The 13,488-nt window shown below is 55.2% G+C and carries 11 protein-coding genes; all 11 read left to right on the forward strand.

Annotation, left to right across the window (positions count from 1 at the left end):
- Positions 1-74 precede the first annotated feature (74 nt).
- The 11 genes from asd (at position 75) to ACJJIY_RS11905 (ending at position 13,414) form a co-directional block, all read left to right on the forward strand.
- Positions 75-1,190 (forward strand): aspartate-semialdehyde dehydrogenase, encoded by a 1,116-nt coding sequence (gene asd, locus ACJJIY_RS11855; protein WP_445357980.1) that lies wholly within the window; start codon positions 75-77, stop codon positions 1,188-1,190.
- 190 nt (positions 1,191-1,380) lie between these two features.
- Complete coding sequence (locus ACJJIY_RS11860; protein WP_445357981.1) at positions 1,381-2,376, forward strand: Asd/ArgC dimerization domain-containing protein; 996 nt, start codon at positions 1,381-1,383, stop codon at positions 2,374-2,376.
- A gap of 197 nt (positions 2,377-2,573) precedes the next feature.
- Positions 2,574-5,957: a motility hub landmark protein FimV gene (locus ACJJIY_RS11865; RefSeq protein ID WP_445357982.1), complete on the forward strand. Its 3,384-nt coding sequence runs from the start codon at positions 2,574-2,576 to the stop codon at positions 5,955-5,957.
- A gap of 131 nt (positions 5,958-6,088) precedes the next feature.
- Entirely contained in the window at positions 6,089-6,982 is an 894-nt protein-coding gene (gene truA / locus ACJJIY_RS11870; RefSeq protein WP_445357983.1) for a tRNA pseudouridine(38-40) synthase TruA, read from the forward strand.
- Positions 6,983-7,107: 125 nt separating this feature from the next.
- Positions 7,108-7,716, forward strand: a complete 609-nt coding sequence (locus tag ACJJIY_RS11875) for a phosphoribosylanthranilate isomerase (RefSeq protein WP_108732437.1) — start codon at positions 7,108-7,110, stop codon at positions 7,714-7,716.
- Between the two features lie 123 nt (positions 7,717-7,839).
- On the forward strand, positions 7,840-8,091 hold the full coding sequence (locus ACJJIY_RS11880; protein WP_445357984.1) for a hypothetical protein: 252 nt from the start codon (positions 7,840-7,842) through the stop codon (positions 8,089-8,091).
- Positions 8,092-8,296: 205 nt separating this feature from the next.
- Positions 8,297-9,520, forward strand: a complete 1,224-nt coding sequence (gene trpB, locus ACJJIY_RS11885; RefSeq protein ID WP_108732438.1) for a tryptophan synthase subunit beta — start codon at positions 8,297-8,299, stop codon at positions 9,518-9,520.
- A 92-nt stretch (positions 9,521-9,612) separates the two neighbouring features.
- A complete protein-coding gene (gene trpA / locus ACJJIY_RS11890; protein ID WP_444898072.1) occupies positions 9,613-10,422 on the forward strand; it encodes a tryptophan synthase subunit alpha in 810 nt (269 codons plus the stop codon).
- A 160-nt stretch (positions 10,423-10,582) separates the two neighbouring features.
- The gene (gene accD / locus ACJJIY_RS11895; RefSeq protein ID WP_282931874.1) at positions 10,583-11,437 is read left to right on the forward strand and encodes an acetyl-CoA carboxylase, carboxyltransferase subunit beta; all 855 of its coding nucleotides are present in this window, start codon (positions 10,583-10,585) and stop codon (positions 11,435-11,437) included.
- Positions 11,438-11,514: 77 nt separating this feature from the next.
- A complete protein-coding gene (folC, locus tag ACJJIY_RS11900; protein ID WP_444898071.1) occupies positions 11,515-12,789 on the forward strand; it encodes a bifunctional tetrahydrofolate synthase/dihydrofolate synthase in 1,275 nt (424 codons plus the stop codon).
- Entirely contained in the window at positions 12,770-13,414 is a 645-nt protein-coding gene (locus ACJJIY_RS11905; protein ID WP_444898070.1) for an SPOR domain-containing protein, read from the forward strand. The genes folC and ACJJIY_RS11905 overlap by 20 nt, the downstream gene beginning before the upstream one ends.
- The last annotated feature ends 74 nt before the right edge of the window (positions 13,415-13,488 follow it).

The raw sequence follows: 13,488 nt of genomic DNA on the forward strand, positions 1-13,488 counted from the left end.
CGCAATTTTCGATTCCACTATCGCGCCGCTTTCCCGGCGGCGCACTTTGACCACCTCACATACAGGACACCGCAATGCAAAAAATAGGTTTTATCGGCTGGCGCGGCATGGTCGGCTCGGTATTACTGGAGCGCATGCGAGCAGAGGACGACTTTGCCCATATCGCCGAACCGGTTTTTTTCTCAACTTCCAACGCCGGTGGCACGGCGCCGGACATCGGCAGGCCGCTGCCGCCACTGGGCGATGCTTACGATATTGATGCACTGAGCCAGCTGGATGCGATTGTCAGCTGTCAGGGTGGCGATTACACCAAGGAAGTTTTTACCCGCTTGCGCGAGGCCGGTTGGCAGGGTTACTGGATTGATGCGGCTTCCAGCCTGCGAATGCAGGACGATGCTGTGATTGTGCTGGACCCGGTTAATCGCGATGTGATTGATCGCGCGATTGATGCCGGACAGAAAAACTTTATCGGTGGCAACTGCACAGTGAGCCTGATGTTGATGGCTCTGGGTGGACTGTTTAAGGCGGGCATGGTCGAGTGGGTTACCGCCATGACTTACCAGGCGGCCAGCGGTGCCGGTGCGCGCAATATGCGCGAGTTGATTGCGCAGATGGGTGCGCTGCGCGATGGTGTGGCAACAGAGCTGGCCGACCCCGCCAGTGCCATTCTGGAGATTGATCGCAAAGTAGCAGCAGATATGCGTTCAGCAGAATTCCCCACCGCAGAATTTGGCGTGCCACTGGCAGGCAGTTTGTTGCCCTGGATCGATACCCAGTTGGAGAATGGCCAGAGCCGCGAAGAGTGGAAGGCGCAAGTTGAAGCAAACAAGATTTTACAGACCGAAAACCCGATTCCGGTAGACGGCACTTGTGTACGTATCGGTGCCATGCGCTGCCACAGCCAGGCTTTCACCATAAAATTGAAAAAAGATTTGCCACTTGCCGACATTGAACAATTGTTAAATGGTGCCAACGACTGGGTAAATGTGGTGCCCAATGAGCGTGAGGCTACGGTGCAGAACCTGACGCCAACAGCAGTTACCGGAAAGTTGGATATTCCTGTTGGTCGACTGCGTAAATTGAGCGTTGGTCCAGAGTACTTAAACGCCTTTACTGTAGGGGATCAGCTGCTTTGGGGCGCCGCAGAACCCCTGCGCAGAATCCTGCTGATTTTACTCGGCAAACTGTAACTGGTACGAACCTGAGTAAGTCCTCTACTAAGAGTGGAAATAGGCCACTTTAGTGGAGGACTTTTTGCCAAGCTGTGAACTTCTTCGCGTAAAAAACGGCTACTGTTTGTCATAGCGCCTTTTTCGAATTTTCCCCACGGGTATAATCGCCCCTCATTTTTCCCTTTCCAATTCAATGAAGTGATTTGCCATGTCCGAAGCCACCCGCGAACTGGTCATTGTCGGTGTTGATAACGCCGCCTTTGGTCCCCTGCTGGAAGTACTCGAAGAGCGTGAAGTAATTTCCGCCGAGCAGCTGAGTTTGCTGGAGACTGACGAACGGGAAGTAGACCCCCAGGTATTTGCCAATCGCAATATTCCGGTGGAGTCCCTGGAGAAATTTACATTTAACGATAAGCAGGTCGTGATTCTGCTGAGCGCCGGCGAAGCCGTTGAAGCAGCCATGGCTGCCGCAGAACAAAATGGCGCCTGGATTGTAGACGTGGCCAACAACACCCGTGGCGATGAAAGTGTTGCCCTGGTACACCCAATGTTTAACAGCGGTGAACTCGCTTCTGCCGAGCGCCGCGTTGTTGCGCTGCCAAGTGCCGGCGCCTCCATGGTGGCGGAAGCCCTGGCGCCCCTGAAAGATAAACTGCAAGTGGTAGAGGTACAGCTCAATCAGCCGGTGTCTGCTCTGGGCAAGGCCGCAATTGATGCAATGGCGGCACAAACCGCGCGGATGTTTAGTGGCCAGGACGCAGAAATTGATCCTGAGATTGGCCACCGATTGGCGTTTAACCAGCTCAGTGCCTGCGAGGCTCTGCTCGCCAGTGGCCACACCCTCAGTGAGCTGACTTTGGTTCACGACCTGCGCCGCTTATTTGGAGACGCGGTAGCAGTCGATGCCAGCATCAATACGGTCTCTGTTTTCCACGGTCAGCTAGCTAATTTGGGCGTCGCTTTATCTGAAGATGTCGATCTGGAAAAAGTGCGTGCGCTGCTGGCAAATGGCGCTGGCCTCAAAATGGCGGAGCAGCCCTCGGCAGAAAGTGCGGTGGGCAGTGACGTGACAATCATCGGCCGCTTGCGCCAAAGTCTACTCAACAAGCGACAGTTAAATCTTTGTGCGGTGTCTGACAACCTGCGTAAAGATGTAGCAATAAACTGTGCACAAATTGCCCACTTGTTGCTAAAAAACTACTGATATTTAATACTTAGCGGCCATAGTGAAGGTGTAATCTTAACTTTGGCCTGGCTGAGGCTGGCGAAAAATTCGCCATAGTTGGCGGCTGCCTAAACGGCGGCTAATTAGTTGAACGATTACCGTTCAGTAATGGGGATATTCTGAAGGCGCGCTTTTCGGAAACCCTGGGAAGGTTCTAACAATAAAGGGAATCGGATATGCGTGTGCGTAAGTTGGCACTTGCAGTTGGTCTAGTCGGTGCACTGGGAAGCAACGCGGCTCTGGCGCTTGGACTAGGTGAGATCAAGCTCAACTCGACCCTTAACCAGCCTCTCGATGCGGAAATCGGACTGCTGCAGACTCGCGGTTTGGAAGATACCGAAATTAGGGTTCGCCTCGCAGGTCCTGAAGAATTCGAACGCGCTGGTGTCGAGCGCTCTTACCTCCTTACTTCTTTAAGTTTTGAAGTGGACTACTCTGGTGGCAAGCCGGTTATCCGCATTTCCAGTCGCGACGCCATTCGCGAACCTTTTTTGAATTTCCTGGTTGAGACTCGCTGGCCCAGTGGCCGTCTACTGCGCGAATATACGCTGCTGATGGACCTGCCGGCGTTTTCCCCAACGGCTGCGCAACAACCCGTGCGCGCAGCTGAGCGTGAGCGGCAGCAAGTGCGTCGCACTGCCCCAGTTCAGCAGCCCCAGCCTCGCACAACACCGGCCCCGGCTGCTCGTCAGGCACCGGCCGAACCAGCCCCAACTGAAAGGGCTGCCCCAGAAACTCGCGAGCCCGCTCGTCCGCAGCCACGTTATACGACTACAGACACCAGTGAAAGCAATAGCCAGGTATATGGCCCGGTAAGTTCCTCCGATACGTTGTGGGAAATCGCGCTGCAAAATCGCGCCAGTCGCGAGTTCTCTGTTCAGCAGACCATGCTGGCGATTCAAAGGCTGAACCCAGAAGCCTTTATTAATGACAATATCAACCTGTTGAAGAAAGGTGCCGTACTGCGCCTGCCCAACACGGAAGATTTGCGCACTCTGACTATGACGGAGGCGATTTCTGAGGTGGCTCAACAAAATGACTCCTGGCGCCAGCGCTCCGAAGTGGAAGTGGCTACTGGCGCACCGCTGGATGCCCGTGCGGTTGAGGAGGAGTCCTTTGTCAGCGAAACGGTTGAAGGACGCGTTAGCCTGGCTGCTCCAGGGGACAATGAGTCCGTTACCTCCGGATCTGGAGTCGGCACTGACGACAGTGAGGCGCTGGAAGGCGATCTCACAGTAGCTGAGGAAGAGCTGGATAAGTCCAAGCTCGAAAACACTGAATTGCGTGAACGTATCGCCGAGCTCGACGAGCAGATCGATACCATGGATACGCTGATTGATGTTTCCAATGAGGAACTGGCTGCGGTGCAGGCCGTCGCAGAGCAGTCAGACGTGTTGCTCGACCCCACTGAGGCGGATGACGTTGAAGTAGAGTCTTTAGATGACAGCCTGACTGTTGAAGACAGCGAAGAGTTTGATGTTGCTGCTGATACGGAAGAAGAAACTGTTGAAGCAGAACCGGCTCCAGCAGAGACGCGTAACCGTGTAGTTGAAGTTCAAACCAAGCCCAAGCCAACCTTTATGGAGCAGCTGGCCGATAACGGAATGCTGATTGGCTTGGGTGGTGCGGGTCTGCTGGCCGCTATATTTGGCCTGTTCACCTGGCGTCGCCGCAAGGCTGAACAAGAGGCGCAGCAGGAACTTGAACAGCAGATGGCTATGGAACAAGAGCCGCTGGATATTCCTGAGGATATTGCCGAACCCGATGAAACTCTCGCTGCAGTTGAGAGCATGGAGGCAGACGATACCTTCGATCTGGGTGATCTCGGCGATGTAGGCACTGATGACCCAATTTCTGAAGCGGAGATTCACCTGTCCCTGGGGCAGTATGAGGAAGCGGAAAGCAAGCTGCTGCTGGGCCTGGAAAAGGACCCGCAGGTAGTCGATGCGCGCCTGATGTTGATGGAGGTTTACGCCCACAACCAGGACGTTGAAAAGTTTGACGATCACTACCGCCAGCTGCTTAGCATCAGCGACGGTCCTGCTGCCGATCGCGCCGCCCGCCTGCGTGAATCCATTGCTGGTGCGCCGGATTTTGAAGCTCCAGCTATGGGTCTTTCCAATGAGTCCTTCGAAGCGGCGCAGCTCGACGATATCGGCGCGGCCCTGGACGATGACTTCACCAGCGCCGAGCCGGGACTGGTTGGTAGCGGTGACGCGCTGGAGCCCGATACCTCTCTCCTCGATGACCTGACTATGGATCTGTCATTGGATGAGGAAAGCTCTGATTCTCAGCAAGAGCTGTCCCTGGACCTGGAGTTGGATAGCAGCTTTGAAGAGCCGTTGCAGGCGAGCGCAGATCAAAGTGAGTCGCTGGATACCGAGTTCAATCTGGATGATTTGGACCTGGACAGTGCTCTCGACGGAGACAGCCAGGAAGTTACGGCTGAGGTATCGGAACCAGAAGTTGAAAACGACTTAAATCTTGATGAACTTGATTTGGGTGAGTTGGACCTGGGTGATCTGGGCTCAAGTAATCAAGAGCCCGCTTTGATTGAAGACGATTTGGGGCTTGAGCTTTCTGATAACACAGAAGAGAGTGTCGATGCTCCAATAGAATTCGATACCTCTGAGTTGGATCTGGATTCCCTCGACCTGGAGCCGGCGGCAGAAGAAAACTCTGAGGCCTCAGTTGAGGCCCAGCTGGAAGAAAAGGCAACTACCAGCGGTGGTTCCGTTCCGGGCCTGGATTTTGAGCTGGATCTTTCCATGATGGAGGAAGAGATTCAGCCCCAGAAAGAAGAAGAGACTTCGGTTGAGCTGGATACGGCCTTTGAATTGGATGATGCTCTGGAGCTGGATTCCGTTGACAGCGGTTTGAGCGAGGAAATCTCCCTGACAGAAGGAGTCTCCTCTCCCCAGGAGTCTGCAGAAGAGTTATCTATGGATGACTTCTCTGAGGGTGATCTGGAGATGATCGGCGGCGACTTGGATTCCGATCTGGATCTCGACGGTATCGACCTGGAAGATATTGCTGCGGATCTCAACGCAACTGAGCAGCCCTCGGCAGAGGTAGCCGCGGCCAGCAGTGAGCCGGCAGCAGATTTATCCCTCGATGCTGATCTGGATACTCTCGATGCGGCAGGTATGGAACTGGCCGGGGCTAGCGATCTGGACTTCAATGCGGATGCAATCGAAGAGGAGTTCTCCCTGGAGGATGAGCTGGCTCTCATCGATGAATCCACTGAGGGTGATTTGACTCTTGAGCCAGAACCCCTGGTTGAAGCTAAGCCTGAAGCGACAGAGCAGGTTGAGGCGATTGTCGAAAAGCCGTCAGAATCTGACTTTGGTGACCTCGACTTCAACCTGGAAAGCGACCTCAATTCAGAGTTGAGTTTGCTGGAAGGCGGCGATGAGATGGCGACCAAGTTGGAGTTGGCTCAAGCTTATATGGATATGGGTGACGAAGAGGGCGCTAAGGATATCCTCAAAGAGGTAGCCCAGGACGGTGGTGGTGAACACAAAGACCGCGCCGAGGAAATGCTGGAGCGGATGGTGTAAGCTAGCAGCGTATTCCGTTTTTGAAAAAACCTCGCACTGGTTGCGAGGTTTTTTTATTTTTACCGGGAAGTTCCCGGCAGTGATTTTTACCCGGCGCAGTCGCAGCGGGGAGAGCAAGTGGTTTTGGTGATATGAGTCAGGTGACGCAGAGGGAATATATTTACAAGCCAAATGGGGAGGTCCCTGAAGGTGAGGGGCTGCCCGAAGGACTGCGCCGCATAGCCCTGGGCGTTGAATACTGCGGAGCCAAACTGCACGGTTTCCAGAAGCAGAAGTCTGCATCGGAGACTGTCCAGGCTCATCTGGAGCGGGCTTTATCCACTATTGCAGCGGAGGATGTGACCCTGGTTTGTGCCGGGCGCACCGATGCGGGCGTTCATGCTACCAATCAGGTCATTCACTTTGATACCCGAGCGCAGCGCCCGGACCGCGCCTGGGTGCAGGGAGTTAATACCAAGTTGCCGGATTCTGTGCGGGTGCGCTGGGCGCGGGAAATGCCGGCGCAGTTCCATGCACGTTTTTCCGCTCACGCACGCAGTTATCGCTACCTGATCCACAGCGCACCAACCCGCTCGGCCCACAGCGCCGCTGAGGTAACCTGGACCCAGCACTCACTGGACTTGGAGGCGATGCGTGAGGGAGCCAGCTACTTGATCGGCCGCCACGACTTCACCAGCTACCGTGCCTCTCAGTGCCAGGCTAAGAGCCCAGTGCGTGAAATTACCCGCCTGGATATTGCTCCGGTGGGTCAGCTGATTGCCTTGGAAATTAGTGCTAACGCATTCCTTCACCATATGGTGCGCAATATCACCGGGGTTTTGATGGCCGTGGGGCGAGGGGAGCGCTCACCAATTTGGGTAAAAGAGGTGCTGGATCAGCGGGACCGCTCCGCCGGCGGCGTGACTGCACCGCCGTTTGGCCTGTATCTCGTTGATGTGCGCTACCCGGATCATTTCCAGCTTCCCCAGTGTGAGCCGGGGCCACTTCTGGTGCCACAGCCTTTGGGTGCTTTGCTATCCAGTTAAACTGCTGAATTTTTCGAGGCTAAAGCAAATCTGGGAGAGGGCGTGCATTTCGCGCCTTCTGACTATCTGCTAGTATCCGTCGTTCCCTCTTTTGATCGGCCAGCCGGCTGAGTCCAGGTTACACGATGCAAGTAAAAATATGCGGCATCACTTGTATAGAAGATGCCCTGATGGCTGTAGATGCAGGTGCCGACGCGTTGGGCCTGGTATTTTATAAGCCGAGCCCGCGCTATATCGATCTTGATATGGCAGCTAAAGTTGCAGCGGCAGTTCCCCCATTTGTCACCCTGACGGGGTTATTTGTCGATGCGGCACAGAGTGAGGTGGACGCTGTACTAGAATCGGTGCCGCTTAACCTGTTGCAATTCCACGGCGATGAAAGCGCCCGTTTCTGCGAACAATTCCGGCGTCCCTATATCAAAGCGTTGCGGATGAAAGATGACCTCGATGTCAAAGCCGCAATGACTGAGCACCCCAAAGCCCGGGGTTTTTTATTGGATGCCTACAGGCCTGGTGTCCCCGGTGGTACCGGAGAGACCTTTGATTGGGACAGGGTTCCCCAAGATAGCAGTCGCCCGATCGTTCTTGCCGGTGGCTTGAATCCCGCGAATGTAACTGCAGCAGTAGAAGCTGCGCGCCCACAGGGGGTGGATGTGAGCGGAGGTGTAGAGCGTCAGCCGGGACGCAAGGATCGAGAAAAAGTTTTTGCGTTTGTCAGCGCGGCGAAGAGATAGATTTAGAGGCGGTACAGGAAGTGCCGCCCGCCGGCTTGGCCGGCGCGAGCCAGCAAATACCAGCAGATCGACGCATCTGCGCCAGTATTTTCTGGCGACGTTTGAATAGTTCAGGAAGAGCTAGTGCTAACAGTATTGAAGCGGCACAGGGAAGTGCCGCCCGCCGGCTTGGCCGGCGCGAGCCAGCAAATACCAGCAGATCGACGCATCTGCGCCAGTATTTTCTGGCGACGTTTGAATAGTTCAGGGAGAACTACGGCTAATAGTATTGAAGCGGCACAGGGAAGTGCCGCTCGCCGGCTTGGCCGGCGCGAGCCAGTAAATACCAGCAGATCGACGCATCTGCGCCAGTATTTTCTGGCGACGTTTGAATAGTTCAGGAAGAACTACGGCTAATAGTATTGAAGCGGCACAGGGAAGTGCCGCCCGCCGGCTTGGCCGGCGCGAGCCAGTAAATACCAGCAGATCGACGCATCTGCGCCAGTATTTTCTGGCGACGTTTGAATAGTTCATTCAGGAAGAACTATTCAAACAGTAGGTAAACAGTAAGAAAGTTTTAACCCCACGTGACCCACGGAGTATGAGTGTGAGTAAGCCAGGTGCTATCGATTTTTCCACCTTCCCGGATGCGAGCGGACATTTTGGTCCCTACGGCGGTCGCTTTGTATCGGAGACGCTGATCAGCGCATTGGATGAGCTTCAGGCAATGTATAGCCGCCTGAAAGATGATCCGGATTTTGTCGCTGCCTTTGATCACGATCTGGCGCACTACGTAGGCAGGCCATCGCCGCTGTATCTTGCTGAGCGACTGACTGAGCAGGCGGGCGGTGCGCGAATCTGGCTTAAGAGGGAAGACCTGAACCATACCGGTGCGCACAAGGTAAATAACACGGTGGGCCAGGCACTTCTGGCCAAACACAGCGGTAAGACCCGCGTAATTGCCGAAACCGGCGCTGGTCAACACGGTGTGGCTACGGCAACCGTGGCGGCGCGTCTCGGTTTGCAGTGTACGGTTTATATGGGTGCGGAAGACGTTAAGCGCCAATCCCCCAACGTATACCGTATGAAGCTGCTGGGGGCAGAAGTGGTGCCGGTGGAATCCGGTTCCAAGACCCTAAAGGACGCCATGAATGAAGCCATGCGCGATTGGGTAACCAATGTCGATAATACTTTCTACATTATCGGCACTGTGGCTGGTCCTCACCCTTATCCGCAATTGGTGCGCGACTTCAACTCTATTATCGGCCGTGAAGCCCGTCGCCAGAGTCTGGAGCGCTTTGGCCAGTTGCCCGATGCGCTGGTGGCCTGCGTCGGTGGTGGTTCCAATGCGATCGGCCTGTTCCACCCGTTCCTGAATGACGCTGAAGTGAAAATGTTTGGTGTCGAAGCCGGCGGTGAAGGCCTGGCTTCCGGTAAGCATGCTGCACCACTGAATGATGGTATTCCCGGTGTTCTGCACGGTAACCGCACCTACCTGATGGAAGATGATGACGGCCAGATTATCGAGACTCACTCGGTTTCTGCGGGGCTCGACTACCCGGGTGTTGGCCCTGAGCACTCTTGGCTGAAAGATATCGGCCGGGTGGAATATGTCACCGCCGATGATGATGAAGCCCTGGATGCCTTCCGCCGTCTCACTCGCACTGAGGGCATTTTGCCGGCATTGGAATCCAGCCATGCAGTTGCGTACGCGCTCAAGTTGGCGGCTTCCATGAGTCCTGAGCAGAATGTCCTGGTGAATCTCTCCGGCCGAGGCGATAAGGATATTTTCACCGTTGCCGCTATCGACGGTATCGAGGTGTAGCAATATCACCGCCCGCCTCTGAGGCGGGCAAAATGGGTGAAGATCAAATAATTGAGCTGGCTTTTTGCCAGGAGTAGCTCAGGGAATAAACTGTGACAGAACAAAATAGAATTGATCGCCGCTTTGCCAAGTTGCGCGATGAGGGCCGCAAGGCGCTGGTAACTTATATTGTCGCTGGCGATGGAGGCTTGGACAATACTGTGCCCTTGATGCATCAGTTGGTGGCCAGCGGGGCCGATGTTATTGAACTGGGGGTGCCATTTTCCGACCCCATGGCAGAGGGCCCGGTAATTCAGAAAGGGCATGAGCGCGCACTGGCCAATGGGGCTTCGCTGCGCAAATGTTTGGCATTGGTGAAAGAATTTCGTCAGTCGGATAGTGACACCCCGGTAATCCTGATGGGCTATGCCAACCCTATTCAGCGTATGGGTGAATTGGAGTTTGCTGAAGCGGCGTCCACTGCGGGTGTCGATGGTGCCCTGACCGTAGATCTGCCAGCTGAAGAGTCCGGTTCCCTGAATGCCTTTTTGGCGGAGCGCAACCTGCGCAATATCTTCCTGCTAACGCCTACCACCACTGAAGAGCGTATTCGTGAAATTACCGATGTTGCCAGTGGCTTTGTTTACTATGTATCCCTGAAAGGGGTTACCGGAGCAGGCCACCTGGATTTGGATTCGGTGCGTGACAATCTGGACCATATTCGCCAGTTTACCGATCTGCCCCTGTGTGTTGGCTTCGGTATCAAAGATGGTGCCTCGGCCCGCCAGGTCAGTGCCCATGGCGACGGTGCTGTAGTCGGTAGCGTGCTGGTGTCGGCAGTAGATGCAGCGGCAGACCTGGAAGCCGCTAAAACGGCGGTTGGAGCTATTGTCAGCGAGATGCGCGAAGCCCTGGATCGCTAAAAGCAGCTATAGGTCTAAGCACAAAGCTGGCCAGAAAGCCAAAAATAGCGGCTGATCTGGCCGGGTTTGTTGTTCAGCTTAGTGTTTTAATTCCTAGCCTGAAACCCACTGGTCGGTAAAATGTGCCGGCCCAAAGAAAGCATCCGGATTTGGAAACGAGATGAGCTGGTTAGAAAAAATTGTCCCTGCGGTAATTCGCACAGAGCGTCGCACCGGCAGCAGCAAGGTCCCCGAGGGGGTTTGGAAGAAGTGCGTCAAATGCGATGCGATGCTTTATCGCCCGGAGCTGGAACGCAATCTGGATGTGTGCCCCAAGTGCGATCACCACTTTAGAATCGGCGCCCGCCGCCGCCTGGATATCTTCCTCGACGAGGAAGGTCGTGAAGAGCTGGCCACCGATGTGCAGCCGGTTGATCGCCTGAAGTTTAAAGACGTTAAAAAATATAAAGACCGCTTGGTGCAGGCACAAAAGTCCACTGGTGAGAAGGATGCCCTGATCGCTATGCAGGGCAGCCTGAATGGTGCTCCCCTGGTAGCGGTAGCATTTGAGTTCGCTTTCCACGGTGGCTCCATGGGCTATGTGGTCGGCGAGCGCTTTACCCGTGCCGCTCAGCGTGCCTTGGAGCAACGTATCCCGCTGGTTTGTTTCTCTGCTACCGGTGGTGCCCGGATGCAGGAGGCCCTGATCTCCCTGATGCAGATGGCTAAAACCTCAGCGGTGCTGGAAAAAATGAAGATGGCCGGCGTGCCATATATCTCCATTATGACCGACCCGGTATACGGTGGTGTTTCCGCATCCCTGGCCCTGCTGGGGGATATCAACGCGGCGGAGCCCGGAGCGCGCGCTGGTTTTGCCGGCCCGAATATTATCGAGCAGACCATTCGCCAGAAATTGCCGAAAGGTTTCCAGCGCAGTGAGTTCCTGCTGGAGCACGGCGCAATTGATATGATTATTCCTCGCAAGGAAATGCGCTCTACAGTGTCCCGCATATTGGGTAAACTGACCGGCAACTGATTTCCATTCCCATAGGGTAATGCTGTGATCAGCTTAATTTCCGCTGATTGCAGCCCCCATCATTGATGTTTTCAACTATGCCTTCACTGCAAGATTGGCTCTCCCGCCTGGAGCAGCTGCACCCTTCCGAAATTGAATTAGGTCTTGAGCGCGTCGCGTCTGTGGCCGATGCACTGGGTATCCAGAAACCGGCACCGACAGTGATTACTGTGGCGGGCACCAATGGTAAGGGTTCCTGCGTGGCGACTATGGAGGCGCTGCTGTGTAAGGGAGGGCGCTCCGTAGGCGCTTACAGTTCCCCACACCTTCTGCGCTTTAACGAGAGGGTGCGTATCGGGGGTGAAGAGGTTGCCGATAAAGATCTCGTGCTGGCGTTTGAGGCTATCGAGGTTGCTCGCGGTGAGACCAGCCTGACCTATTTTGAATACACCACCCTGGCGGCGCTCTGGTTATTTCAAAGGGCAGGCGTCGAGTTTGCACTTCTGGAAGTTGGCCTGGGTGGACGCCTGGATGCAGTCAACCTGGTGGATGCGGATCTCGCTATTATCACCAGTGTTGCCATTGATCACGAGGACTGGCTTGGCAGTGACCGGGATATAATCGGCCGTGAAAAAGCCGGTATCCTGCGTGCTGGGGCGCCTTTTGTCTGTGCTGATAGCAACCCCACCCAATCTGTGCTGTCTGCGGCAGAAAAATTGTCTAGTTCCAGTTACTTTATAGGTCAGGATTTCTCTCTCAATTTGGGAGAGGGTAAAAAAGAACTTTACCGTTTTGGTGAGTTGGAACTTGCGATCCCTCCGATCAACTTGCCGCGCCCGAGTATCGCTGCTGGGATTACCGCGCTGGCTCTGCTCAATGTATTGCCCCAGGGTGGGATCGAATCTGCACTGGCTGAAATTGCCCTGCCTGGTCGCTGTCAGCAGGTTCAATGGCAGGGGCGCAACCTGCTGTTGGATGTGGGGCACAATCCGGCAGCGGCCGAACACTTGGCTAAATGGCTTGCAGATCACCCTGTAGATGGTGAGACCCATGTGCTGGTAGCGGCTATGGCCGATAAGGATTTGGTGGGGCTCTTCGCGCCTTTGCGGGATGTGGTGGATGCCTGGCACCCCGCAGAGTTACCGGGTAATAGCCGCGCTGCGAGCGGAGAGACCTTGCTGAAAGGTCTGGCCGCAGCAGGTGTTGAGGCAACGAACGCCGATAGCCGCTGTCCAAGCGTCGCCGATGGTTTACAACAGCTGCTGCCGACCATTGGTCCACAAGACAGGTTGCTTGTATTTGGTTCCTTCTTTACTGTGGCTGAGGTTCTGCAGCAGATGCGAGACGAAGGTAATGGAGAATTGCGAGGGTAAACCCTCCCGCCGAGGGCGATTGAACGACGGATTTAAGCAGCGCATTGTCGGTGCGCTGGTTTTGGCTGCGCTTGCCGTTATTTTCTTGCCCAGCCTGTTGGACCGAGAGGCCGCAGGCAATATCAGTGAAGCCAGCCAGATTCCGGCGGAGCCGGATATACGCCCTATAGAAATTGCCGAGCCGCAACCGGTAGCGGATGCTGTGCCTGCACCGGCGCCCGGTGAGGCTTTCCAGCCGGATTTTCCAGAGAACTTCTCCAACCCGAAGGCTCCAGTAGCTGATGAGGGAGAGGAGCGGTCAGAGGTCGCCAAGAGTGATGAGCAGGAGGAAAAACTGGCCGCGCCGAAGAAGGGAGCCTCGCCACTTGTGGATGCCTATGGCCTGCCTGTGGCCTGGGTGGTTCAAGTGGCTTCCTACCGGGATGAGTCCAATGCGGACAAGCTGCGTTTGCGCCTGATGAACGAGGGCTACAGTGCCTATACTCGGGCAGTGGATACAGACAAGGGTCGCTTGGTGCGGGTCTTTGTTGGGCCAAAGGTCAACAAGGCCGATGCCCATCAGCTGAAAAAAGAACTGGATACCCTTCTGAAAGCCCAGACCTTCGTGCTTCAGTTCAAGGCCTGATCGGGCCTTTGACTTCAGGTTGCCACCATTTCAGCCCGAGGCGGATGGTGGCAACTTGCTGGCAGACTTCCACT

The sequence above is a fragment of the Microbulbifer maximicatervae (SeqCode) genome (assembly GCF_052468155.1).

What these genes read in the sequence shown, in the direction of transcription:
- asd (WP_445357980.1), top strand. Translation starts at nt 75, where the DNA reads ATGCAAAAAATAGGTTTTATCGGCTGGCGCGGCATGGTCGGCTCGGTA.
- ACJJIY_RS11860 (WP_445357981.1), top strand. Translation starts at nt 1,381, where the DNA reads ATGTCCGAAGCCACCCGCGAACTGGTCATTGTCGGTGTTGATAACGCC.
- ACJJIY_RS11865 (WP_445357982.1), top strand. Translation starts at nt 2,574, where the DNA reads ATGCGTGTGCGTAAGTTGGCACTTGCAGTTGGTCTAGTCGGTGCACTG.
- truA (WP_445357983.1), top strand. Translation starts at nt 6,089, where the DNA reads ATGAGTCAGGTGACGCAGAGGGAATATATTTACAAGCCAAATGGGGAG.
- ACJJIY_RS11875 (WP_108732437.1), top strand. Translation starts at nt 7,108, where the DNA reads ATGCAAGTAAAAATATGCGGCATCACTTGTATAGAAGATGCCCTGATG.
- trpB (WP_108732438.1), top strand. Translation starts at nt 8,297, where the DNA reads ATGAGTGTGAGTAAGCCAGGTGCTATCGATTTTTCCACCTTCCCGGAT.
- accD (WP_282931874.1), top strand. Translation starts at nt 10,583, where the DNA reads ATGAGCTGGTTAGAAAAAATTGTCCCTGCGGTAATTCGCACAGAGCGT.
- folC (WP_444898071.1), top strand. Translation starts at nt 11,515, where the DNA reads ATGCCTTCACTGCAAGATTGGCTCTCCCGCCTGGAGCAGCTGCACCCT.
- ACJJIY_RS11905 (WP_444898070.1), top strand. Translation starts at nt 12,770, where the DNA reads ATGGAGAATTGCGAGGGTAAACCCTCCCGCCGAGGGCGATTGAACGAC.